The 24,224-nt window shown below is 67.9% G+C and carries 22 protein-coding genes and 2 tRNA genes; 7 read left to right on the top strand and 17 right to left on the bottom strand.

Annotated features, from left to right (window positions below; translation table 11 throughout):
• Positions 1-56: 56 nt before the first annotated feature.
• The 10 genes from V5D55_RS00510 to V5D55_RS00555 form a co-directional block, all read right to left on the bottom strand.
• A tRNA-Thr gene (locus V5D55_RS00510) sits at positions 57-129 on the bottom strand.
• Positions 130-198: 69 nt separating this feature from the next.
• Complete coding sequence (locus V5D55_RS00515; protein ID WP_435746606.1) at positions 199-1,767, bottom strand: alpha/beta hydrolase; 1,569 nt, start codon at positions 1,765-1,767, stop codon at positions 199-201.
• The gene (locus V5D55_RS00520; protein WP_435746608.1) at positions 1,764-2,921 is read right to left on the bottom strand and encodes a DNA polymerase III subunit delta'; all 1,158 of its coding nucleotides are present in this window, start codon (positions 2,919-2,921) and stop codon (positions 1,764-1,766) included. Before V5D55_RS00520 ends, V5D55_RS00515 begins: the two co-directional genes overlap by 4 nt.
• A 62-nt stretch (positions 2,922-2,983) precedes the next feature.
• Positions 2,984-3,619: a dTMP kinase gene (gene tmk, locus V5D55_RS00525; RefSeq protein ID WP_435746610.1), complete on the bottom strand. Its 636-nt coding sequence runs from the start codon at positions 3,617-3,619 to the stop codon at positions 2,984-2,986.
• Entirely contained in the window at positions 3,616-6,516 is a 2,901-nt protein-coding gene (gene topA, locus V5D55_RS00530) for a type I DNA topoisomerase (RefSeq protein ID WP_435746612.1), read from the bottom strand. The genes tmk and topA overlap by 4 nt, the downstream gene beginning before the upstream one ends.
• 77 nt (positions 6,517-6,593) lie before the next feature.
• Positions 6,594-6,923, bottom strand: a complete 330-nt coding sequence (locus tag V5D55_RS00535) for an Rv3654c family TadE-like protein (RefSeq protein ID WP_435746614.1) — start codon at positions 6,921-6,923, stop codon at positions 6,594-6,596.
• On the bottom strand, positions 6,923-7,285 hold the full coding sequence (locus V5D55_RS00540; protein WP_435746616.1) for a TadE family type IV pilus minor pilin: 363 nt from the start codon (positions 7,283-7,285) through the stop codon (positions 6,923-6,925). Before V5D55_RS00540 ends, V5D55_RS00535 begins: the two co-directional genes overlap by 1 nt.
• Complete coding sequence (locus V5D55_RS00545) at positions 7,282-7,497, bottom strand: DUF4244 domain-containing protein (protein WP_435746618.1); 216 nt, start codon at positions 7,495-7,497, stop codon at positions 7,282-7,284. The genes V5D55_RS00540 and V5D55_RS00545 overlap by 4 nt, the downstream gene beginning before the upstream one ends.
• A 45-nt stretch (positions 7,498-7,542) precedes the next feature.
• Entirely contained in the window at positions 7,543-8,448 is a 906-nt protein-coding gene (locus V5D55_RS00550) for a type II secretion system F family protein (RefSeq protein ID WP_435746620.1), read from the bottom strand.
• Complete coding sequence (locus V5D55_RS00555; RefSeq protein ID WP_435746622.1) at positions 8,442-9,452, bottom strand: TadA family conjugal transfer-associated ATPase; 1,011 nt, start codon at positions 9,450-9,452, stop codon at positions 8,442-8,444. Before V5D55_RS00555 ends, V5D55_RS00550 begins: the two co-directional genes overlap by 7 nt.
• Before the next feature lie 393 nt (positions 9,453-9,845).
• On the opposite strand from V5D55_RS00555, the gene acs reads away from it, so the two are divergent.
• The gene (acs, locus tag V5D55_RS00560) at positions 9,846-11,813 is read left to right on the top strand and encodes an acetate--CoA ligase (protein ID WP_435746624.1); all 1,968 of its coding nucleotides are present in this window, start codon (positions 9,846-9,848) and stop codon (positions 11,811-11,813) included.
• A gap of 73 nt (positions 11,814-11,886) precedes the next feature.
• Here acs and V5D55_RS00565 read toward each other — a convergent pair whose 3' ends face one another.
• Entirely contained in the window at positions 11,887-12,345 is a 459-nt protein-coding gene (locus V5D55_RS00565; RefSeq protein WP_435746626.1) for a RidA family protein, read from the bottom strand.
• Positions 12,342-12,566, bottom strand: coding sequence for a hypothetical protein (locus V5D55_RS00570; RefSeq protein WP_435746628.1), 225 nt, complete (start codon positions 12,564-12,566; stop codon positions 12,342-12,344). The genes V5D55_RS00565 and V5D55_RS00570 overlap by 4 nt, the downstream gene beginning before the upstream one ends.
• A 110-nt stretch (positions 12,567-12,676) precedes the next feature.
• Between V5D55_RS00570 and V5D55_RS00575 the strand changes: the two genes are divergently transcribed.
• The 6 genes from V5D55_RS00575 to V5D55_RS00600 all read left to right on the top strand — a co-directional run bounded on the left by V5D55_RS00575 (position 12,677) and on the right by V5D55_RS00600 (position 18,514).
• Positions 12,677-15,244 carry a transglycosylase domain-containing protein gene (locus V5D55_RS00575; protein WP_435746630.1) on the top strand — a complete coding sequence of 856 codons (2,568 nt, stop codon included), beginning with the start codon at positions 12,677-12,679 and terminating at the stop codon, positions 15,242-15,244.
• Positions 15,241-16,170, top strand: coding sequence for a metallophosphoesterase (locus V5D55_RS00580; protein ID WP_435746632.1), 930 nt, complete (start codon positions 15,241-15,243; stop codon positions 16,168-16,170). The genes V5D55_RS00575 and V5D55_RS00580 overlap by 4 nt, the downstream gene beginning before the upstream one ends.
• A gap of 93 nt (positions 16,171-16,263) precedes the next feature.
• Positions 16,264-16,340, top strand: a tRNA-Pro gene (locus V5D55_RS00585).
• 64 nt (positions 16,341-16,404) lie between these two features.
• Positions 16,405-16,881 carry a VanZ family protein gene (locus V5D55_RS00590; RefSeq protein WP_435746634.1) on the top strand — a complete coding sequence of 159 codons (477 nt, stop codon included), beginning with the start codon at positions 16,405-16,407 and terminating at the stop codon, positions 16,879-16,881.
• Positions 16,878-17,633 (top strand): HAD-IIB family hydrolase, encoded by a 756-nt coding sequence (locus V5D55_RS00595; RefSeq protein ID WP_435746636.1) that lies wholly within the window; start codon positions 16,878-16,880, stop codon positions 17,631-17,633. Before V5D55_RS00590 ends, V5D55_RS00595 begins: the two co-directional genes overlap by 4 nt.
• A 38-nt stretch (positions 17,634-17,671) precedes the next feature.
• The gene (locus tag V5D55_RS00600) at positions 17,672-18,514 is read left to right on the top strand and encodes a DUF1295 domain-containing protein (RefSeq protein WP_435746638.1); all 843 of its coding nucleotides are present in this window, start codon (positions 17,672-17,674) and stop codon (positions 18,512-18,514) included.
• A gap of 30 nt (positions 18,515-18,544) precedes the next feature.
• Here V5D55_RS00600 and V5D55_RS00605 read toward each other — a convergent pair whose 3' ends face one another.
• From V5D55_RS00605 to V5D55_RS00625, 5 genes are all read right to left on the bottom strand, one after another.
• Positions 18,545-19,825 (bottom strand): alpha-hydroxy acid oxidase, encoded by a 1,281-nt coding sequence (locus V5D55_RS00605; RefSeq protein WP_435746640.1) that lies wholly within the window; start codon positions 19,823-19,825, stop codon positions 18,545-18,547.
• A gap of 19 nt (positions 19,826-19,844) precedes the next feature.
• Positions 19,845-20,552, bottom strand: coding sequence for a FadR/GntR family transcriptional regulator (locus tag V5D55_RS00610; protein ID WP_435746642.1), 708 nt, complete (start codon positions 20,550-20,552; stop codon positions 19,845-19,847).
• A gap of 236 nt (positions 20,553-20,788) precedes the next feature.
• Positions 20,789-21,442 (bottom strand): thymidine kinase, encoded by a 654-nt coding sequence (locus V5D55_RS00615; RefSeq protein WP_435746644.1) that lies wholly within the window; start codon positions 21,440-21,442, stop codon positions 20,789-20,791.
• A gap of 9 nt (positions 21,443-21,451) precedes the next feature.
• A complete protein-coding gene (locus V5D55_RS00620; RefSeq protein WP_435746646.1) occupies positions 21,452-22,921 on the bottom strand; it encodes a malate:quinone oxidoreductase in 1,470 nt (489 codons plus the stop codon).
• Between the two features lie 82 nt (positions 22,922-23,003).
• On the bottom strand, positions 23,004-24,074 hold the full coding sequence (locus V5D55_RS00625; RefSeq protein WP_435746648.1) for an aspartate-semialdehyde dehydrogenase: 1,071 nt from the start codon (positions 24,072-24,074) through the stop codon (positions 23,004-23,006).
• Positions 24,075-24,224 lie beyond the last annotated feature (150 nt).

Raw genomic sequence — 24,224 nt, forward strand, 5'->3', positions numbered from 1 at the left:
ACGCCGTGGGAAACGGGAAAGGCCCCGTGATGTTATTCACATCACGGGGCCTTCGGAGCCGCTTGTCAGAATCGAACTGACGACCTTCTCATTACGAGTGAGATGCTCTGCCGACTGAGCTAAAGCGGCGTGCGACGCGTGAGCGGCGCGATCACCGATATTACCCTGTCTCGTGGCTCGTCGCGAATCGAGCCGCGATCACTCGCAGCGCAGGCCGTCCTCCGGAACCACGTCATCGAGGAAGAAAGCCTCGACGGCGTCATCGACGCAGGAGTTGCCCTTGTTGTACCCCGTGTGCCCCTCGCCCACGCGGGTGATGAGCACGCCCTCCTCGAGCTGGTCGGCGAGCGACTCGGACCACTCGTACGGGGTCGCCGGGTCGTTCGTCGTTCCGACCACGAGGATGGGTCCGGCGCCGTCGGCGCTGATCTCGCCGCGCGTTCCGGTGGGCGGGTAGGGCCAGACGGAGCACGAGTCGGGACCGTTCCAGTACGGCGCGATCGTCGGCGCACCCTCGGCGATCTTCTTCTCGATGGCCGCCTCGGCGGCGGGATCGTCTTCGACCGGGTAGTCCATGCAGTTGTAGGCACGGAACGCCTCGGTCGAGTTGTCGGTGTAGGTACCGTCGTCCTCGCGCGAGTTGTAGAAGTCGGCGAGGTAGAAGGCGTTCAGCGTGTCGCCCTGGAGCACCTCCCCCAGGGTCTCCCAGAGGAAGCTCCAGTTGTCCTCCGAGTACAGCGCGGCGATGATGGCGGTCATCAGCGAGTCCGCACCCAGCAGACGACCGTCGCCGTTCTCGATGGGCGATCGATCGACGCTCGCGAGGAGCGCTCCGAGGTCGGCCATGGCCTCGTCGACCGTGCCGTTGAAGGGGCAGGATCCGGAATCGAGGCAGCTCTTCATGAAAGCGCGCAGCGCCGATTCGAAGCCGAGGGCCTGGGTCGCGCCGACCTCGAGCCCGGGAACGGCAGGATCGATCGCACCGTCGAGCACCAGGCGGCCGGCCTTCTCCGGGTACAGTTTCGCGTAGGTCGCACCGAGGAACGTGCCGTACGAGTAGCCGAGGTAGTTCAGTTCCTTGTCGCCGAGCACCGCGCGGATCAAGTCCATGTCACGCGCCGCGTTGATCGTGGTGATGTGCGGAAGGATGCCGTCGCTGTTGGCGTCGCACGCCTCGGCGAAGGCCTTGTGCGAGTCGAGCAGCTCCGACTCCCACTCGGCGCTTCCGCGCTTCGCGGACGGGATCGTGTACAGGTAGGCGTCCATGTCGGTCGCGTCGTAGCAGGTCACCGGCGTTGACTCCCCCACTCCGCGGGGGTCGAAGCCGATCACGTCGTAGTTCTCGATGAGGTCGGCACCGACCGCGAAGTCGAGGCTGTCCTTCACGAGGGAGACGCCGCTGGCACCGGGACCACCCGGGTTGGTGAGCAGCGAGCCGATCGCCGTGCCCTCCGCCTGGTGGCGCACCACCGACAGCGTGATGTCACCGTCGCCGGGGTTCTCCCAGTCGAGCGGCGTGGTCACCTCGGTGCAGTCGAAGCCGGAACCGCAGTCGGTCCACTCGAGCTTCTGCGAGTAGAACGGCAGCAGGTCGGCGGCAACGCCCTCGGTGTCGGGCGCATTGGTCTTCGAAGGACGCGGGGCGGCGTCTTCGGGGATCATCGCGTACAGACAGCCCGAGAGGGCGACGGATGCTGCCGCCAGGCCCGCGATCACCGCAGCGGCGCGACGGAAACGGTGGGCACGGGAAATGGATCGAGTGTTCACGGTTTCCTCCCGCTCGCGACGGTCACGAGCAAGCTCTCCAGGGCGAGCAGCGGGGCGATGTTACGCTCCAGCGACTGACGCGTCTCGGCAAGGTGGTCAAGTACGACAAGAGTACGGGTCTCCGCCCAGGCGGACGCGAGGGCGCCCAGCTCGGCGCGCAGCTCGCCGTTGATCAGATCGTCTGCGCGGCCGAACTGCAGCATCACGACGTCGCGGAACATCGACTGCAGGTCGGTGAGAACCCGATCGATGCCGTCGCGCAGGCTGCGAGTCGCCCGCTTCTTCTGATCGTCTTCGAGAGCGGAGAGCTGCGTCCGCAGCGCCGGCGGCACGGCCTGCCCTTCGGCGATGCCGATGGTGTGCAGCAACGACGCGCGTTCGCTCGCGTCGCGTTCGGCGGTGAGCGCCTTCGCGTCTTCGGTCGCCGCCTGGATGATCGTGCCTGCGACTTCGACGGCGTCTCCGACACCGCGCACTCCCAGCACGGATCGCAGGGTGTCATCACGACGGCGACGCGCTGATTCGTCTGTCGCCAGCCGCTGCGCCATTCCGATGTGGCGCTGAGCGTGCCTCGCGGCCTGCTCGGCGATGCCCTCGTCGACGCCGGTGCGCAGGCTGATCAGTCGGGCGACGTCGGCCACGTCGGGTTCGCGGAGGCGCAGAGAGCGCACCCGGGAGCGGATGGTCGGCAGCAGGTCGGCCTCGCTCGGGGCACACAGGATCCAGACGGTCTGCTCGGGCGGCTCCTCGAGCGCTTTGAGCAGCACGTTCGAGGTGCGCTCGACCATGCGGTCGGCGTCTTCGACCACGATGACCCGGTAGCGCCCGGCGGACGGTGCGAAGTACGAGCGCTCGACGAGGGCACGGGCCTCGGCGATCGTGATGATCACCTTGTCGGTGCGGAGCGCCGTGACATCGGGATGGGTGCCGGCGAGCACCTGCCGCATGGCGTTCTCGTCTTCGGGGTGATCAGCGATGAGCGCGGCCGCGAATGCGTGCGCGAGCGTCGAACGGCCGGACCCGGGTGGGCCCGTGATGAGCCAGGCGTGCGAGAGAGCGGCCGGATCGGATGCGGCGGCGCGAAGAGTCTCGACCGCGGCATCCTGCCCCCACACGTCTGCCCACGGGAACGGGGCGGCGACGATCTGGGGCATGCCCTCAGCCTAATCGGGACCACCGACGCCCGCCGCACCGGGCGCGGCCGGGCTGGCCGGATTCAGCGGGAGGCGAGCAGTCCGTCGACGCGGTCGCGGATGCGGGCGGCGATGTCGTCGGCGGATGCAGCGGCGTCCACCACGAGGAACCGCTCGGGCTCCGCGTCGGCGAGGGCGAGGTACCCGTCGCGGACGCGACCGTGGAACTCCGCCTCCTCGGCCTCCAGTCGGTCGAACGGCTTGTCCGCCGAGTCGAGGCGCACTCGGGCGGTCGCAGGGTCGAGGTCGAGCAGCACGGTCAGATCGGGCAGTGCCCCTTCGGCAGCCCACAGCGACAGGTCACGGATCTCCGTCGCATCCAGCACCCTGCCCGCGCCCTGGTACGCGACCGAGGAGTCGAGGTATCGATCCTGCAGCACCACCTCGCCACGCGCGAGGGCCGGGCGGACGACGGTGGCGACGTGGTGTGCGCGGTCGGCGGCGTACAGCAGTGCCTCGGCGCGCGGTGCGATGTCGCCCCGGTGATGCAGCACGATGTCGCGGATGAGCTGGCCGACCTCCGAACCGCCGGGCTCACGGGTGCGCACGACCGTGTGTCCGGCATCCGTCAACCACGAAGCGAGCAGGTTCGACTGCGTGGTCTTGCCCGAGCCGTCTCCGCCTTCGAGTGTGATCCACGCACCGGGACCTGCGGTCACGAGTCCGCCTTCGCTGCGGCGTTGGCCGCGCGGGTGGCGGCCGCCTTCTTCGCCGCTGCAGACCGGGCCGCAGACGTCGCCGTGCTCGTCGCCTTCTTGGCCGCGGGCTTCTTCGCCGCCGTCGACTTCGTCGCGGTGGACTTCGCAGCGGACGTCTTGGCAGCAGGCTTCTTGGCCGGCGCTTTCTTGGCCGGTGCCTTCTTCGCGGTCGAGCGTGCGCCGCGCTTCGGCGCGGGACCCTTCGCCCTCTTGTCGGCCAGCATCTGCACGGCGATCTCGAACGTGATGTCCTCGACCTTCTGTCCGCGCGGGATCGTCACGTTGGTCTCGCTGTCGGTCACGTAGGCGCCGAAGCGGCCGTCGCGGATCCGGATCGGCTTGCCGCTGACCGGGTCAGCTTCGAACTCGGCCAACGCGCTGGAGGCACGGCGCCCAGCACCATACTTCGGCTGCGCGTAGATCTCGAGCGCCTGCTCGAGCGTCACATCGAAGATCTGCGATTCGCTCTCGAGCGACCGGGAATCCGTGCCCTTCTTCAGGTACGGGCCGAACCGTCCGTTCTGGGCCGTGATCTCGTCGCCAGATTCCGGGTCGGCGCCCACCACGCGAGGGAGGCTCAGCAGCTGGAGTGCGGTGTCGAGGTCGATCGAGTCCACCGACATCGAACGGAAGAGCGATCCAGTACGCGGCTTCGGGGCCGTCGCTTTCTTCGCTCCGCGCTTCGGCTTCGGCGTCTCGACGACTTCTCCGGTCGACTCGTCGACCGCGGCGTCCTCGGACACCGGGTCGTTCTCCTGCACGTAGGGACCGAACCGCCCGTCCTTCACGACGATGATCTTGCCGTTCTCGGGGTTCTCCCCCAGCACGCGATCTCCGGCGACGGGAGCATCGATGAGCTCCTGCGCCTTCGCGGCCGTGAGCTCGTCCGGGGCGAGGTCTTCCGGCACGTTGACGATGCGCGGCTTCGCCTCGGGGTTCTCCAGGTCGGCGATCTCGAGGTACGGCCCGTACTTGCCGAATCGGAGCGTCGCCGTGTCGGTGATGCGCGTCGAGTTCAGGGCGCGCGCATCGATCTCGCCGAGGTTGTCGACCACCTGACGCAGACCCGTACGAGAGTCCGAGCCGAAGTAGAAGGACTTGAGCCATTCCACGCGGTTGCGCTCACCGCGCGCGATCGTGTCGAGGTCGTCTTCGAGCGCTGCGGTGAAGTCGTAGTCGACGAGGTCGGCAAAATGCTCCTCGAGGAGGCGCACCACGCTGAAGGCGAGCCAGGTGGGCACGAGTGCCTGACCGCGCTTGACCGCGTAACCGCGGTCGAGGATCGTCTCGGGGATCGATGCGAAGGTCGACGGACGGCCGATGCCCTTCTCCTCGAGCACCTTCACGAGCGACGCCTCGGTGTAGCGGGGCTTCGGCGTCGTGCGGTGGCCCTTGGCCTCGGCATCCGCCACGGCGAGCTCGTCGCCCACGGCGACGGCGGGCAGCGACTGGTTCTCCGCGGCATCCGCATCGCCGCGCTTCTCGTCACGCCCTTCTTCATAGGCCTCGAGGAAGCCCTTGAAGGTGTAGACCGTGCCGGATGCGGTGAACTCGGCGAGCTGAGCGGCGTCTGCGCCCGTGAGCTCGGACGAGGTGTCGACGGCGATCGTGACGGTCGTCGTCTCGTACTTCGCGTCGGCCATCTGGCTGGCGACCGTGCGCTTCCAGATGAGGTCGTACAGCCGCTGCTCGTCGCGGTCGAGCTCGCCGGACAGCGACGCGGGCTTGCGGAAGTTCTCTCCCGAGGGACGGATGGCCTCGTGGGCCTCCTGCGCGTTCTTGCTCTTCGACTTGTAGACGCGGGGCTTCAGCGGCACGGCAGCATCACCGTAGAGCGCGACGGCCTGACTCCGCGCCGCCTGCACCGCTTGGGTGCTCAGCGCCGTGGAGTCGGTTCGCATATAGGTGATGTACCCCTTCTCGTACAGGCGCTGGGCGACGCCCATGGCCTGCTTCGCTCCCATCGAGAGCTTGCGGCCGGCCTCCTGCTGCAGTGTCGAGGTCGTGAACGGCGCGTAAGGGCTGCGAGTGCCGGGCTTCGCCTCGACCTTGGTGACGGTTCCTGCGCCCACGGCGTCGATCGCCTGTGCGAGCGCCGCTGCCTTCGCCTCGTCGAGGATGACGACGGCCTTCTTGAGCTTTCCGTCATCGTCGAAGTCGGTGCCTCGGGCGAGCTGGCCGCCGTCCACGCGGACGAGACGGATCTTGAAGTGGGTCCCCGTGGCTGCGGCGTCGGCATCGACGTCCCAGTACTCCGCGGAGGTGAACGCCATGCGCTCGCGTTCCCGATCGACGATCAGTCGGGTCGCAGCGGACTGCACACGGCCGGCGGAGATGCCGGTCTTGACCTTGTACCAGAGCACGGGCGAGACGTCCCACCCGTACAGGCGGTCGAGGATCCGGCGGGTCTCCTGCGCGTCGACGAGGTCGTGATCGAGCTCGCGGGTGTTGCCGACTGCCGCCTGGATCGCATCCTTCGTGATCTCGTGGAAGACCATCCGCTTGACGGGGACCTTCGGCTTCAGCGTCTCGAGCAGGTGCCAGGCGATCGCCTCGCCCTCGCGGTCCTCATCAGTGGCGAGCAGGAGCTCGTCGGCGGTCTTCAGGGCGCGCTTGAGTTCGGCGACCGTCTTCGTCTTGCGATCGGAGACGACGTAATAGGGGTCGAAGCCGTTCTCGATGTCGATCGAGTACTTCCCGTATGCCTCCTTGTCGGCGGCCGGGATGTCCTTCTTGTCGGCGAGATCGCGGATGTGCCCGACGGAGCTGAGCACCTCATAGCCGTCGCCGAGGTATCCCTGAATAGACCGCATCTTCGTCGGGGACTCGACGATGACGAGCTTCTTGCCTTCAGCCAAGGGGGCGTCCTTTCTTCGAAGCACACCATACACACCACTGTGTGGGGTCGTTCACAGTGAGTGAGGTCGCGCCGCCGTCATTGACCCTCGGGTGGCCCGGCACGGGCGCGGGAGACGGCAGCCAGACCAGCGTACGCCGCCTGCACCTCCACGGTCGCCACGAAGCCTTCGATCGTGCAGCCGGAGAGGGTGGCGCCCGCTGCCCGCGCCACCCTTCCGGCCAGTGCGCATGGCTCGTCCGGCGAAGGCACCGCGCCACTGGCGGCATCGGCAGCAGCGAGTGCTGCCGCGTCGGCCGCCCCTGCCGCGCGCTGCGCGACGACGGCTGCGCCCCCGACGATCGTGAGCCCCAGGGAGAGTGCCGCAGCCGCGCCGAGGACACCGACGGCCAGCACCGAGCCCGCCATCAGAGCCCTCCGGCGAGCGCACAGCTCGACGCGCGCACTGGGATGCGGATGATCGCACCGACCGAGACGTCGAGCGATGCCGAGACGCAGACCAGGTCACCCGAGATGGACGAACTCGTCGCCGCACCGGGGACTGCGCCACGCACGACGCGCTCCGCGGCATCCGCTCCCTCTCCGCGCCCGAGCAGGCGTGCGGCATCGGCGGACGCGTCTTGCAATGCGACCTGGCGGGAGGCTGCCCCGAGCGCACCCGCACCCAGCAGGAGTGCGAGCACGACGGCCGGGAGGGCGAGGGCGAGCTCGGCCGCGACGGAACCGCGTTCTTCGCGGAGGAGCAGCTTCGCGTGCTTCTTATGCCTCATGACACCGTCAGCGCCCGCCGGACGAGGTCTGTGAGGATGCCGCGCACCTCGTCGGACCGCATGATGACGACCAGCAGTCCCGCGAATGCGACGGCGGCCATCGTCGTGATCGCGTACTCGGCCGTGGCAGCACCGGATTCGTCCCCGAAGAGCGTCGCTGCGCGGCGGCGATTCAGGGAGGGAATGGTGTTCTGAGAGGGAATGGTGTTCATGGTGTTCCTTCTTTCTGTGGGGATGCAGTCGCATCCGGTGATCGATCACAGCGGCAACGGTGTCGCGGTGAGCACGCTGAGCAGCAGAGGCGCCACACCCAGCAGGAGGAATGCGGGGAGTGTGCACACTCCGAGCGGGATGAGCAGGCTGGTCGAGAGCTTCGCGGCGCGCAGGCGCCCCTGGATGCGCGAAGCATGCCGGTCCTGGGCCGCGGACGCGCGGAGCAGCTCGCCCGCCGGTACACCGGCCGCGCGCGACAGCTCGAGCACAGAGCCGATGCGATCGTCGTCCCCTGAACCGGATGCCGAACTCTCCGCGACCAGGCGGAGTGCGCGGTCGACGGATGCGCCACCTGCGAGCGCGACCGCGACCAGCTCGGCCCGCATCCCCGGGGTGCCCGGCGTCGGGCTCGCCCGGCGCAGCAGCCTTCTGGTCCATTGCCGTGCGGCCACGACCAGCAGGAGCCCGGCGACGACGCAGGCGGTCCCCATCGGGTTGCCGACGATCACGCCGAGAGTGTCGAACCCGAGGGCGAATCCGAGGAGCAATCCGGCGAAGGGCATCCAGAGGAGGAGCCGCGCCGTCCCGGCAGGTTCTGCGAGCGCGATGCGCACATCGTCTGCGGCGGATGCCGCGTCTCGCAGCGTCTCGGCGATCATCCGCAGCACCTCGGCCAGGGGCGCGCCGACGGTCGTCGCGATCTCCCACGCGGCAGCCAGATCGGCCCAGGCGCCGCCCTCGGCCTCGATGGCGGTGAGGAGCGCCGCCCCGCCATCGACCCGGGCGACGATCGCCGCCGCGTGGGCGTCGCCGGTGTCGGCGAGGTGCCGCCACGCCACGAGCGGCACGGCTCCTGCCTGCAGCAGCACCGCGAGTGTCTGCACCGAGGTGGCGGCATCAGCGGGCCCCGTCTGCTCGCGCGCCGCGGACCGCTGGAACGGATTCACCACGGCCTGACCTCCTCGATGTCGAGGCGGTCGCCGGTCAGCACGAACCTGCCGGCCTGGGCGATGCGCCTCGCACCTCCGGGTGCCCGTTCGAGGTGCAGCACCATGGTGAAGGCGCTGACGGCTTGTCGCGCGAGGGCGACAGCATCCATCCCCGCGAGCGCACCGAGCGCCTCGAGACGGGCCGGAACGTCGCGGAGCCCGCTGGCGTGCAGCGTGCCGGCCCCGCCGTCGTGGCCGGTGTTGAGTGCGGTGAGCAGCTCGCGCACCTCTTCGCCACGGCACTCCCCGACCACGAGCCGATCGGGTCGCATGCGCAGCGATTCGCGGACCAGCCGGGACAGACTGATGCCGCCGGCCCCCTCGAGATTCGCCTGACGCGCTTCGAGCGCGACGTGATGCGGATGCCGGGGCCGGAGCTCGGCGACGTCTTCGATAGTGACGATGCGCTCGCTCGGCGAGACCTCCGACAGCAGCGCGGAGAGGAGCGTGGTCTTCCCTGTGCCCGTGCCGCCGGTGATCAGGATGTTCGCCCGTTCGCCGACGAGTCCGGTCAACCAGCTCTGCTGGCGCGCGTCGAAGGATCCGAGGGCGGCGAGCGCATCGAGGTCGGCGGCACGGACTCGGGGGATGCGTATCGAGAGAGCGGTGCCGGTCGTCGACACGGGAGCGAGAACCGCGTGGACCCGGATGCCGGATTCCAGCCGGACGTCGACGCACGGCGCCTGATCGTCGAGGTGACGCCCGCCGAGTGCGACGAGAGCCACCGCGAGGTCGCGGACTTCGCGTTCGGAGGCTCGCCAGCCGAGCACCGGCTCAGCGCCCCTCCCTCGATCGACGAACAGTCCATCTGCGCCGTTCACGAACGCGTCGGTCACCTCATCGTCTTCGCAGTGCTCGGCCAGCGGACCGAACGCCGGGTCGAGTCGCAGCGGTTGCGGCGCGGCGGTCGTGCTGAGCGTCGATCGTCCCCCACCGCGGGGTTGGAACACGAAGGAATCAGGCATATCGCGACGCTAGGCGAGGCAACGGTCGCCGATGCCGCCCGCGATGCCGCTATCCCGAGGCCTGTGCACAAGCACGCGCGGCAGCCTCCGGTGCAGGACTCCCCGCAGGACAGGCGGAGAGCGCTCCCAAGAAGAAGGGCGGCATCTCACGGGGGGAATGAGATGCCGCCCACGGCTGGCCACGATCGGGGGAATCGGGCACGCCAAGGCACGAATGAGAATTCGGCTGTCGTCGAGTGTACGCAAGGCAACCGTCCTGACAAAACCCACCTCGCTACCGACTTTCGGCAGTATGCGACGTCGGATGCCGAGGATAGATTCGCCCTGACACGGCGGTGCCATGATCCGCCCCGTGCCCGCATGACCCGTGATGCCGCAAAGGAGCGCCTGCCGATGAGCAGCCAGATCGACCACCTTCTCGATGAGACCCGGAAGTTCCCGCCGTCGGAGGAGTTCGTCGCCCAGTCCGTCTCGTCGCCGGAACTCTACGAGCGTGCCGCCGCCGACCGCGAGGCGTTCTGGGGCGAGCAGTCCCGCGACCTCCTCCGCTGGCACAAGCCCTTCACGCAGGTGCTCGACTGGACCAACCCGCCGTTCGCGAAATGGTTCGACGACGGCGAGCTCAACGTCGCGTACAACTGCCTCGACCGCCACGTGGAGGAGGGGAACGGCGACCGCATCGCCTTGCACTGGGAGGGTGAGCCCGGCGATTCGCGCAGCATCACGTATGCCGAACTGACCGACGAGGTCAAGCGCACCGCGAACGTGCTCGCGGGCTTCGGCGTCGGCCAGGGCGACCGCGTGGCGATCTACCTGCCGATGATCCCCGAGGCCATCGCCTCCATGCTCGCCGTCGCCCGTCTGGGCGCGATCCACTCCGTCGTGTTCGGCGGCTTCAGCGCCGACAGCCTCCGCGCGCGAATCGACGACGCCGGCGCCAAGGTCGTCATCACCGCAGACGGCGGCTACCGCAAGGGCAAGGTCTCCGCGCTCAAGCCCGCCGTCGATCAGGCACTCGGCGACCGCGGCGAGGGCGAGCAGCAGACCGTCGAGCACGTGCTCGTCGTCAAGCGCGGCGGCAACGACGTCGACTGGGTCGACGGTCGCGACGTCTGGTGGCATGACGCCGTTCCCGCGGCATCCGCCGACCACGAAGCCGAGGCGTTCCCTGCGGAGAACCCGCTCTTCATCCTCTACACCTCCGGCACCACCGGGAAGCCGAAGGGCATCCTGCACACCTCCGGCGGATACCTGACGCAGGCTGCGTACTCGCACAAGTACGTCTTCGATCTGCACCCGGAGACCGACGTCTACTGGTGCACGGCTGACATCGGCTGGGTGACCGGCCACTCCTACGTCACGTACGGGCCCCTCGCCAACGGCGCAACCCAGGTGCTCTACGAAGGCACCCCCGACGCACCGCACCCCGGTCGCTGGTGGGAGATCATCGAGAAGTACAAGGTCTCGATCTTCTACACCGCTCCTACCGCGATCCGCTCGTTCATGAAGATCGGGCGCAGCATCCCGGCGAAGTTCGATCTCTCATCGCTGCGACTGCTCGGCTCCGTGGGCGAACCCATCAACCCCGAGGCCTGGATGTGGTACCGCGAGGTCATCGGTGCGAGTCTCGCGCCGATCGTCGACACCTGGTGGCAGACCGAGACGGGCGCGATCATGGTCTCCGCTCTCCCTGGCGTCACCGCCACCAAGCCCGGCTCGGCGCAGGTGCCGCTGCCCGGCATCGCGATCGACGTGGTCGACGAGAAGGGCGCCGAGGTCGGCAACGGCAGCGGCGGGCTCCTCGTCGTGACCGAGCCATGGCCAAGCATGCTGCGCGGGATCTGGGGCGATCCGGAGCGCTTCCGCGAGACCTACTGGGAGAAGTTCGAGGAGCAGGGCTACTACTTCGCCGGCGATGGCGCTCGGCTCGATGAAGACGGTGACCTGTGGCTGCTCGGGCGCGTCGACGACGTCATGAACGTCTCCGGTCACCGCCTCTCCACCGCCGAGATCGAGTCCTCGCTCGTCGCGCACGAGGCCACGGCGGAGGCTGCGGTCGTCGGCGCATCAGATGAGACCACAGGGCAGGCGGTCGTGGCCTTCGTCATCATCAAGGAGAGCTATCTCGCCGGCCACGATCCCGCGGGCCTCGCCCAGCTGCTCCGCCTGTGGGTGGGCGAGCAGATCGGCGCGATCGCTCGGCCGCGCGACGTCTACATCGTCGGCGAGCTGCCCAAGACCCGCTCGGGCAAGATCATGCGGCGCCTTCTGCGCGACGTCGCGGAGGGCCGCGAGGTCGGCGACACGACGACGCTGGCCGACACGGCCGTCATGAGCATCATCTCGGCGCAGGTCAAGTAGGACATCGACAGAACGCCCCTTCCCGAATCCGGGAAGGGGCGTTCTGCGTACGGATGCTGAGTCTGTCGCAGCGTCAGGCGAGGATGAAGGTGACCTCGACCTCGACAGGGCTGCCGAGCGGGAGCTCCGCGACGCCGACGGCCGCGCGCGCATGCTTTCCGGCATCGCCGAAGATCTCGCCGAGCACCTCGCTCGCACCGTTGATGACGCCGGGCTGGCCGGTGAATGCCGCGGCGGAGGCCACGAAGCCGCCCAGCCGCAGCACGCCGGCGATGCGGTCGACTCCCCCCGCGGCATCCGCAGCGGCAGCGAGCGCGTTCAGCGCGCAGGTGCGGGCGTATGCCTTCGCATCCTCCGCGGTGACCTGAGTGCCCACCTTGCCGATCGCGGGGAGAGCACCGTCGACGAAAGGGAGCTGACCCGAGGTGTAGACGAGGCCGCCGTGGACGACTGCGGGGACGTAGGCGGCGACCGGCGCGGCGACGGCAGGAAGGTCGATGCCGAGCTCGGCGAGGCGTGCGGCGACGCTCATGCCGTTCCTCCCTCGAACTGACGTGCAGCTTCGGCGGCGGCGGCAAGACCGGCGTTCGCCGAGGCGTCCGAGGTCACCGGGCGCTTGAAGTACGCGACGAGACCACCCTCCGGACCCGGAACGACCTGCACCAGCTCCCAGCCCTGCTTGCCCCAGTTGTTGAGGATCGCGGCCGTGCTGTGGATGAGCAGCGGCGTGGTGACGTATTCCCACGTGGTCATGGCACTCCTGTCGATTCCGGCACTGCGTCCTCCAAGAGGGCGCGATCGCCCCGCAAAAGGTGCAGGCTCGTCAAAGGCGGTATTCAGGGAACTCCCCTACGATCAAGCGTATGCCCCAAAAGAATCGCACGGTGAGAGGCGTGCTCGGCGGTCTCGTCGGGCTCGTCGGGCTCAGCGCCGTCGCCGGTCTCCTGGTCACCGCGAGTGTCACGCCCGTCCTCGCAATGACGGGTGTCGCCGGCAACAAAGCCCTCACCATCTTCGAAGAGCTGCCCGAGGTCCTGAAGGTCGGTACTCCGATGGAGCAGTCGACGATCTACGCGAAGGACCCCAATGGCAAGGAGATCGTGCTCGCCTCGTTCTACGAGCAGAACCGCGTTCCGGTCACCTACGACCAGGTCTCGCCGGTTCTCTACGATGCGATCCTCTCCAGCGAGGACAAGAGCTTCTACAGCCACGGCGGCGTGAACCTCGGCGCCACCGTCAAGGCGTTCGTCGACAATGTCAAGGGCACGTCGAGCCGTGGCGCATCGACGATCAGCCAGCAATTCGTGAAGAACGTGCGGATCCAGGAGTGCGAGCAGAAGGTCGACACCCAGTCGGAGACCTACACGGAGGAGCTCAAGGCCTGCTGGGAGGCGGCGACCCAGGCAGAGGGCACCGACGGCATCGAGCGCAAGCTGCAGGAGATGCGCTACGCGATCCAGATCGAGAAGGATTACTCGAAGAACGACATCCTGCTCGGGTACCTCAACATCGCGAACTTCGGCGGCACGGTGTACGGCATCGAAGCGGCCGCGCGGTATTACTTCTCCACGACCGCCGCGAAGCTCACGGTCGGCCAGTCCGCGATCCTGGCGGGCATCGTGCAGAACCCGAACACGTTCCGCATCGACCTCAAGGACGGCTCCTGGACCGACAAGCAGGGCACCGCGCATAACAGCGCCGCCGACGGATACGCGAGCACGAAGGAACGTCGCGACTACGTGCTGTATCGCATGCTCGACGACGGCAAGATCACCCAGGCACAGTACGACGAGGCGAAAGCCGCAGAGATCGTCCCCGCGATCAAGGCGCCGACTCAGGGCTGTGCGGCGGCGAAGGTGAACGCCTACTTCTGCCAGTACGTGAAGTCGATCATCGAGAACGACGAAGCCTTCGGTGCCGAGCAGCAGGATCGAACCGACCTGCTCCGCCGCGGCGGCCTCAAGATCTACACGACCCTGGACTATCGGATCCAGAATGCCGCGGTGACCGTGATGAAGGACACCGTGCCTGCGAACTTCGACAACAAGTACTTCGGCGCTGCCGGCGTCTCCGTCGAGGTGGGCACCGGTCGAATCCTGTCGATGACGCAGAACACGCAGTTCGTCGAGACCCCGACGAAGAACCTCGGCCAGACCTCACTCGTCTTCGCAGGAGACGCGCTGCACGGCAACTCCGGCGGCTTCGCGGTCGGCTCGACCTACAAACTTTTCACCCTGATCGACTGGCTCGAGAAGGGGCACTCGGTGAACGAGGTGCTCAACGGACGCGTGCAGAAGAACATGAAGTTCACCTCCGCGGCGTGCCCGGACGGTGGCCAGCTGACGGCTGACACGAGCAAGATCGGCAACTTCGGGCGCGGCGGCGGTTACACCGCATCCGTGATGGACTTCACCGCCCAATCTCTGAACAGCGGCTACTTCGCGATGGCGTCGAAGCTCGACATCTGCGACATCAACAAGGTCGCCGACCGCATGGGCGTCACGCTGGCAGACGGCAAGAAGACCTACGAGTCGAACAATGCCTACGACGTGCTCGGCTCTAAGGCCATCTCGCCGCTCGCCATGGCGGGCGCCTACGCGACCGTCGCAAGCGGGGGGACGTACTGCACGCCCCGTGCCATCGAGAAGGTCCTCGGCCCGGACGGCGAGGAGCGCGAGCTTCCGAAGTCGTCGTGCACGAAGGGTGCGATCTCGCCCGAGGTCGCGGCGACGGCCGCCTATGCACTGCAGGGCGTCATGTCCGGCAATGGAACCGGACAGAAGGCGAACCCCGGCGATGGCACTCCGCTGATCGGCAAGACCGGAACGCACAACACGTACCAGACCATGATGATCGAGTCCAGCACCAAGGTGACCACGGCTGTGTGGGCCGGCCGCTGGAAGGACGAGGCCAACGTCTTCAACGTGTGGTCTCCGGCGGGTCTGCTCAACGAGTTGCGCTATCCGCTCGCGCGCGAGACGCAGCGAGCAGCCAACGCGGCCTACCCTGGTGGCGCGTTCCCGCGGCCCGACAACAACCTCACGCGTCGCGTGCTGACCAACGTTCCCGACGTGGTCGGTAAGACGGTCGCGGAGGCCACTACTCAACTCGAGGCCGCCGGGTTCACCGTGACCGTGGGTGCGCCCGTCGACAGCGACAAAGCAACCAACATCGTGGCGGCACAGGACCCCTCGGGACAGACTGCCGGCGGTGGAACGGTCACCCTCTCGCCCAGCAACGGGCTGGGCGCGACCGTTCCGAACCTCGCCGGGCAAACACGGGATGCTGCCCAGGCCCAGCTTCTCGGTGCGGGATTCACCTCGATAGAGTTCGCGGGATCCTGCAACGCGCCGGAGGCCACGGTTTCGGCGACGAACCCTGCCGCGGGAGCCGCCGCGAACAAGACGAAGAAGATCTCGGTGGCCTGTTGACGGCTGCGCGGTCCGCTCACCCGGCCCTCATCGCGCTCGGCGCGGTGGGGGCCGCGGGTGTTGCGGCGGCGGTCTGGGGTATCGGAATCGAGCGGTACCTGTTCACGGTGCGGGAGGCGACGGCATCCGCTCTCCCACCCGGCTCGAAACCGATCCGCGTGCTGCACATCTCCGATGCGCACATGGCGCCCTGGCAGCACCGGAAGCAGGACTGGCTGGCGTCGCTCGCACAGCTGAAGCCCGACCTCATCGTCAACACCGGCGACAACCTCGGCCACCGTGACGGAATCGACGGCATCCGTCGCGCCTTCGATCCTTTCGCCGGCATTCCCGGCGTGTTCGTGCACGGATCGAACGACGTCACCGAACCGTCGCCGCGCAATCCGCTGCGCTACTTCCTCGGTCCGTCGAAGAAGCATCGTGAGCCGGCGCTCCTCGACACCGAGGCGATGAACGAGTACTTCACCGAGGAGCTCGGCTGGACCGACCTGAACAACGCGGCCGCGCGTCTCGACATCGCCGGCAATCCCGTCGATCTGTTCGGAGTGAGCGACGCGCACCGCGACTGGGATCGCCTCGACGTGCTGCCCGCAGCACTCGATGCCCTCGGCACGCCCGCCGCCGGCACCACGCGACTCGGAGTCACGCACGCCCCGTATCAGCGAGTGCTGAACGGATTCGTCGATCTGGGCGCCGACGCCATCTTCGGTGGACACACCCACGGCGGTCAGGTCTGCCTCCCCGGCTACGGCGCGCTGGTCGCGAACTGCGACATTCCGTTGAAGCAGGCCAAGGGGCTCAGCACCTGGTCGCAGAGCGGGCGAACAGTGCCGCTGAACGTCAGCGCCGGATGCGGACACTCGATCTACGCGCCCGTGCGTTTCGCGTGCCGACCCGAGGCGACGCTGTTGACGCTGGTCCCCTGAGATCCCCTCCTCGATCGGTCTCATCGCTTTCCGAAACCGAGCGGCTCGATTCGGCGCCGGGAGCATTTCCCTGTAGACTCGGAGGGTTGCAAACGGGGTGTGGCGCAGCTTGGTAGCGCGCTTCGTTCGGGACGAAGAGGTCGCAGGTTCAAATCCTGTCACCCCGACCAGTGACACCGGAAGGCCGCCCCGCGGGGCGGCCTTCTCTGTACCGGGAACGCGCGAAAGGGACACATGGGCTCTCTGCTCCCGCCGCCGCGCCGTTTCACCCGCGTCTGGGCTCTCATCGTCGGCCTTCCGTTCTTCGGAGCGCTGGCGCTGCTCACGCTGACACCGGCGCGACTCGAGCACGCGATGCCGAACCTGCTCGACCTCGCACTCTCGGCCATGCACCGCCTCGGCTGGACCAGTATCGACTTCCATCGATTCGAGATCCTCGCGAACGTCGTGGTGTTCGTCCCCGTCGGCATCCTCGCCTTCCTGCTGCTTCCGCGACGCGTCTGGTTGCTCGCACTGCTGGTCGGGCCGCTCCTCTCGCTCGGAATCGAGGTCGCACAGCGCATCGCCCTGCCGCACCGTGCCGCGACCGTGACCGATGTGCTTGCGAACTCCGTCGGCGCCACGGCCGGTGTCGTGCTCGCCGTGCTGTGCACGCTGGTGTTCGCCCCGCGACGCTCTCCGAATCCATCTCCTACGCTGGAGGCATCATGACCGCTCCCGCCCTCGTCGCCTTCGATCTCGATGACACTCTCGCACCGTCCAAAGGCGTGATCGATCCACGCATCGCCGACCTCCTGCGCTCCCTCCTGCGTTCCGTCGACGTCGCCATCATCTCGGGAGGCAACGAGGCGCAGTTCCGCACTCAGGTGATCGCCCGCCTCGGCGACGCGGATGCCGCGGATCTCGCCCGCCTGCACCTGCTTCCCACCTGCGGCACCCGCTACCTGCGCCACGACGGTGAGGACTTCACCGCCGTGTACGCGCACGACCTGAGTGACGACGAGAAGACCGCCGCCCTGACCGCGCTGCGCGAGGAGGCGGAGCGGCTCGGACTCTGGGAGGCGGAACCCTGGGGCGACATCCTCGAGGACCGGGGCTCGCAGATCACCTTCTCCGCCCTGGGCCAGCGAGCACCGCGCGAGGCGAAGCACGAGTGGGATCCCACCGGCTCGAAGCGGGGTGCCCTGCGCGATGCCGTCGCGGCACGACTCCCCGGTCTCGAGGTGCGCTCCGGCGGTTCGACCTCGATCGACATCACCCAGGCGGGCATCGACAAGGCCTTCGGCATGCGGCAGCTCGCCGCGCGCACCGGCATCCCGCTCTCCGCCATGCTCTTCTACGGCGACCGTCTCGACGAGGGCGGCAACGACTACCCGGTGCTCGCGATCGGCGTTCCCTCGGTCGCGGTCGAGGGCTGGGAAGACACCGCAGACAAGCTCGACGCGCTGTTGCCCACGCTCTGAATCGCCGCGCCCGCGACACAGGGCCCTAGCATGGCGTCATGGATGCCCTGCTGATCGTCGTCCTCGTGGCCGCGCTCGCCAGTCTGGCGTGCTGGGTGCTCTCGCTGATCACCCGCGACACCTCCTGGGTCGACCGCGCCTGGTCGATCGTGCCGATCGTGTACGTCTGGATCTTCGCCGTCGGCGCCTTCGCCGAGGGGGCCGGGTCCGCGCGCGTCATACTCATGGGTGTGCTGGCGACGGCATGGGGCCTACGCCTCACGTTGAATTTCGCGCGCAAAGGCGGGTACACCGGAATGGAGGACTACCGTTGGGCGATCCTGCGACAGCGGATGCGTCCCTGGCAGTTCCAGGTCTTCAACCTGCTGTTCATCATCGGCTACCAGATGACACTGCTCGTGCTCATCACTCTGCCCGCGCACATGGCGGCGCAGCATCCGTCAGCTCTCACCGGATGGGACGTGCTCTTCGTACTCGCATTCGTGTCGTTCCTCCTCGGCGAGACGGTCGCCGACCAGCAGCAGTGGAATTTCCATCAGCGCAAGCGGCAAGCGGGCGGTACCCTCGCCCCCGGGTTCGCGACGACAGGGCTCTTCCGCTTCAGCCGCCACCCGAACTTCTTCTTCGAACAGGCGCAGTGGTGGGCGTTCTATGCGATCGGTGCGACAGCTGCGGCGACGAGCGGCGCCGGATTCCTCGGCGGGGTGATCAACCCCACCATCATCGGCGCCGCCCTGCTGACCGTGCTCTTCATCGGGTCGACCATCTTCACGGAGTCCCTCACGGCCGCCAAATATCCCGCCTACGCGGAGTACCGGCGCACGACCTCGATGCTCATCCCCCGGCCGCCGCGCAGCGAGCGCGCCGTACCGCAGGGATGAGCCGTCAGTACGCGACGCCCGCCGACGCGGTCAGCGAGCGGCGACCTCGGCAGCGCTGCGCGCCACCGGCACCAGCCGCGTGAGCTGAGTGACGTGGCCCGGCTCGAGCTCGGCGAGCGACGAGACTCCGAGCAGCCGCATAGTGCGCTCGATCTCGCCACGCAGGATCGCGATCGTACGATCCACGCCCTGCCTGCCTCCCGCCATCAGGCCGTAGAGGTAGGCGCGGCCGATGAGCGTGAAGTCCGCGCCCAGAGCCACCGCTGCCACGATGTCGGCGCCGTTCATGATGCCGGTGTCGATCATGACCGTGAAGTCGTCTCCGACGGCCTTGCGCACCTCGGGGAGCAGATGGAAGGGGATCGGCGCCCGGTCGAGCTGACGCCCGCCGTGGTTGGAGAGGACGATGCCGTCGACGCCTTCATCGCGGAGCCGGATCGAGTCCTCGACGTTCTGCACGCCCTTGATGACGATCTTGCCGGGCCACAGGTCACGGATCACGGCCAGGTCGTCGTAGCTGATCGTCGGGTCCATCGCGGCATCCAGCAGCTCGCCGACCGTACCGCCCGTCGTGCTCAACGAGGCGAACTCGAGCTTCGGTGTGGTGAGGAAGTCGAACCACCACCACGGCCGCGGGATCGCGTTCATGATCGTGCCGAGCGTGAGCTGCGGCGGGATGCTGAAGCCGTTGCGCTTGTCGCGGAGACGGGCTCCGGCGACCGGGGTGTCGACGGTGAACTGCAACGTGTCGAACCCGGCCGCCGCGGCACGGCGGGTGAGCTCGTACGAGATCTCACGGTCGCGCATGACGTACAGCTGGAACCAGTTCCTTCCCGGAACCGGCCCCTGCGGCTCTTGAAGGGTGGCCGCCTTCACGCCCTCGATCGACGTCGTGCCGAGCGTGGAGAGCGTGAACGGGATGCCGGCTGCGGCCGCAGCGCCCGCTCCAGCGGCCTCCCCCTCGGTCTGCATGAGCCGGGTGAATCCGGTCGGCGCGATGCCGAACGGCAGAGCGGACGGGCCGCCGAGGATGTCGACGCTCGTGTCGACACTCGGCGCGGGCCGCAGGATGCCGGGGTGGAACTCCACGTCCTGGAACGCCTGGCGCGCGCGGGTGAGCGAGAGCTCGCCCTCGGCAGCGCCATCGGTGTAATCGAACGCCGCCTTCGGAGTGCGCCGCTTCGCGATCGTCCGGAGGTCGTCGATCGTGAGCGCGGCGTCGAGACGGCGCTTGCGGCCGTCGAGCTCCGGCTTCTTGAACTGCATGAGCTCGAGGAGCTCGCGGGGGTTGGGAACCTGGCGCTGGACCATGGTGTGCCTCTCGGAGTGGTTACGGGGTGAGGATCTGGGTGTAGTAGTCGGAGATGTGCGCGTGGACGAGTGAGCGGGCGCGGTCGACATCGCCGTCGTCGATCGCGGTGACGAGCGCGCGGTGCTCGTCGCGCAGCCGTGCGGCCATCGTGTCCCAGTCGGCGATCGCCTCGACGCCGCCCTGCACGTAGGACTCGATCGACGATCGCAGGCCGGCCATCATCGCCGCGATCACGGTGTTGCCGCTGCCTTCGGCGAGCGACAGATGCAGCTGCGCATCGAGCGCGAGGAACTCGGTCGGTGACAGATCGGTGGCGTCCATCGCCTCCAACAACGCGTGGGCCGGGGCAGTGTCGCGCTCGGCCGAAGCCGCCATCGCACCGACGACCGCGTCTTCGAGAACGAGACGCGTCTGCACGACGTCGGCAAGGGGAAAGCCCTGCGCCGCGACCTGCAACCGCAGCAGCTGCGACATACCGCCGGTCGGCGTGGCGATCACGATCGCGCCGGACTGCGGACCGGATCCCGTCGCCGTACGGATCAGTCCCATGACCTCGAGCACGCGGAAGGCTTCGCGAACGCTGGAACGCCCGACGCCGAGCTCGGTCGCCAGGTCGCGTTCAGACGCCAGCCTGTCCCCCGGGCCGAGACGCCCATCGAGGAGATCGCGTTCGATGTGCTCGAGGACAAGTCGCCAGGCGCGCGCGGGCTGCTGCTGCTCCGGCATCCGATCCCCCTCGCGTCAGTGTGGTCTGACCACAGTAGCGCGTGTGGTCTGACCACGCAAACACCGCTTCTTACGCGCCGTCAGCGTGCACGATTCAGCAAGAACGCGTCGAGATCTGCCTGCGTGCAGCACCTGGAGGCACGAGGGGCAGGTTCTTGCTGAATTGTGAACGCGACGGATCCACGGCGCCGGCGCCGATGCCGGGAAGGGCAGGGGACGCAGGCGAGGAGGGTGAGTCAGCCCAGGCGTCCGCCGGATTCCTCGAGGTAGCAGGTGCCGCACAGCGACTCGTACGTCGTCAGCTCGGGTGCGGCCGAACCGTCGGCGCCTTCGTCGATCGCGACCTGGTCGCCGTCGAACACGAACCGCCCGCCGATCACACGACCGTTGAAAACAGCCTTTCGGCCGCAGCGGCAGATGGTCTTGAGCTCTTCCAGCGAGTGCGAGATCGCGAGCAGACGCGCCGATCCCGGAAAGGCGTGCGTGAGGAAGTCGTTGCGGATGCCGTACGCCATCACCGGGATACCGTCTTCGACCGCGATCCGGAACAGATCGTCGACCTGCGGCGGGGTCAGGAACTGCGCCTCATCGATCAGGAGGCACGCCACATCAACCGGACCGCTCGGGATCAGCTCGTCTTCCGCCGAACGCCGGGCGCGCTCACGATGCTCTGAGAACAGCGTCCGCGCATCGTCATCCGGGCCGATCAGGAAGTCCACGGCGCGCGTCACTCCGAGGCGACTGGCGATCTCAGAGGCGCCCTTGGTGTCGATCGCGGGCTTGGCCAGCAGCACGTGCTGCCCGCGTTCCTCGTAGTTGTACGCGGCCTGCAGCAGCGAGGTCGACTTCCCGGAGTTCATCGCGCCGTAGCGGAAGTAGAGCTTCGCCACGGACCGGCCTCAGGCGTTGATGCCGAGGGTGGCGGCCGTCGCGGCGGTGGACTCCTCGGCCAGCGCAGCATCCTTGTTCAGCTTCTCGCCGAACGTCGGGATCAGCTCGCGCAGGGTCGGCTCCCACCCCGCGTACTCCTTCGGGAAGCAGGTCTCGAGCAGCTGGAGCATGATCGGAACGGCCGTCGAAGCGCCGGGAGATGCACCGAGGAGGCCGGCGATCGAACCGTCGGCCGCGGAGACGACCTCGGTTCCGAACTGGAGGATGCCGCCCTTCTGGGGGTCCTTCTTCATGACCTGTGCGCGCTGGCCGGCGTCGATGAGAGTCCAGTCCTCATCTTTCGCGGTCGGCATGAACGTGCGCAGGCTGTCGACCTTCTTGGCATGGTTCTTCAGCAGCTCGCTGACGAGATACGTGATCAGGTCGGGGTTCTTGACGGCGACCTGCAGCATCGGCAGCAGGTTGTGCGGACGGACCTGGGTGACGATGTCGAGCATCGACCCGTTCTTCAGGAACTTCGGGCTGAACGTGGCGAACGGACCGAACATCAGCGACGCCTCTCCGCCGACGACACGCGTGTCGAGGTGCGGCACCGACATGGGCGGTGCGCCGACCGAGGCCTGCGAGTAGACCTTCGCCTTGTGCTGCTCGACGACCTTCGGGTTCGTGGTCTTGAGGAACTGGCCGCCGATCGGGAAAACGCCGTAGCCTTTGATCTCGGGGATGCCGGAGTTCTGCAGCAGCTTGAGCGCCCATCCACCGGCACCCACGAAGACGAAGCGGGCCTTCACCTGGTTCGGCGTGCGGCCGATCGTGGTGCGGTACTTGACCAGCCAGCCGTCCTTCTGCTTCTTCAGGCTGCGGACCTCGTGGTTCGTGCGGAGCACGACACCGGAGTCCGTGAGGTGGTCGAAGAGCTGGTGCGTCAACGCGCCGAAGTCGACGTCGGTGCCGGCCGGCACGCGGGTCGCTGCGAACGGCTCGCCCTTGCGACGCTGCTGCATGAGGAGCGGCGCCCACTTGTTGATGACGCGCGAGTCCTCGCTGTATTCGATGCCGGCGAAGAGCGGCTGCTCCTTGAGCACCTCGTAGCGCTTCTTGAGGTAGGCGACATCCTTCTCGCCGCGGACGAACGTCATGTGCGGGGTCGCGTTGATGAAGGTCGACGGCGCATCGAGCACGCCCTTGTCGACCAGCGACGACCAGAACTGACGACTCTGCTGGAACTGCTCGTTGATCGAGACGGCCTTGGCGGGATCGAGCGGCGCATCGCCCTGCTGCGGCATGTAGTTCAGTTCGCACAGGGCAGCGTGACCGGTACCGGCGTTGTTCCAGGGGTTCGAGCTCTCCTGGCCCACGTCGGAGAGTCGCTCGAAGGCGACGATCTTCCACTCCGGCTGCAGCTCGTGCAGCAGAGTACCCAGGGTGGCGCTCATGATGCCACCGCCGATCAGGACGACATCGACGTTTTCAGTCACCAGAACAGTCTAGTTCGCGGGCGCGTCACGGCAGACCACGGAGCGGCCCCGATGAGACCGGTTCGGTATGACGAAGATGCGGTCAGGCTATGACAGCGAGGCGCTCCGCGAGCACTTCGGCGATCTGCACGGCGTTGAGCGCCGCACCCTTGCGCAGGTTGTCGTTGCTGATGAACAGCACGAGCCCCTTGCCCTCGGGGGCGGACTGGTCGGCGCGGATGCGGCCGACGAAGCTCGGGTCCTTGCCCGCGGCCTGCAGCGGCGTCGGCACCTCGTCGAGGACCACGCCGGGAGCGGCCGACAGGACCTCGGCGGCCCGCTGCGGGGTGATCTCGCGAGCGAACTCCACGTTGATCGACAGCGAGTGTCCCGTGAAGACAGGAACGCGCACGCAGGTGCCGGCGACACGGAGGTCGGGGAGCTCGAGGATCTTGCGGCTCTCGTTGCGGAGCTTCTTCTCCTCGTCGGTCTCGTTCTGGCCGTCGTCGACCAGGTTGCCGGCGAACGGGATGACGTCGAAGGCGATCGGCGCGACGTACTTCTCGGGCGCCGGGAAGTCGATCGCGGAGCCGTCGTGCACCAGACGCAGCGTGTCGCCCTGCGCGAGGACGCCCTCGATCTGTCCGAGGAGCTCCTGAGCGCCCGCGAGACCCGAGCCGGAGACGGCCTGGTAGGTCGAGACGATCAGGCGCTCGAGGCCGGCCTCGGCGTGCAGCGCCTTGAGCACGGGCATCGCGGCCATCGTGGTGCAGTTCGGGTTGGCGATGATGCCCTTGGGGCGGTCGTCGATCGCATGCGGGTTGACCTCGCTGACCACGAGCGGGACCTCGGGGTCGTTGCGCCAGGCGCTGGAGTTGTCGACGACGACGGCACCGGCAGCGGCGAAGCGGGGCGCGTACGCGCGGCTCGCAGTGGCACCGGCGGAGAACAGGGCGATGTCTATGCCCGAAGCATCCGCCGACTCGACGTCTTCGACGATGACCGTGGCTCCGCCGTACTCGATCGCGGTGCCCGCGGAGCGGGACGACGAGAACAGGCGCAGCTCACGGATCGGGAACGACCTCTCGGCGAGAATCTCGCGCATGACGGTACCGACCTGGCCGGTGGCGCCGACGATGGCGACGGAGAGTCCTGATTCGGAGATACGGGTCATGATGTTCCTTGGCGTCGTGCGGGTGCTGCGTACGAGGCGTCGGGCGCAGCGTCAGGGTGCGGATGCCGCGCCTGGCGCCGATGTCAGGGTTGCGGTGAGTCTACCGTGCTCCGCGGTGTCACGATCTGCTCACCGTGTCACGATCTGCGG

The organism is Microbacterium sp. PMB16, from assembly GCF_051294855.1.
GTDB lineage: Bacteria > Actinomycetota > Actinomycetes > Actinomycetales > Microbacteriaceae > Microbacterium.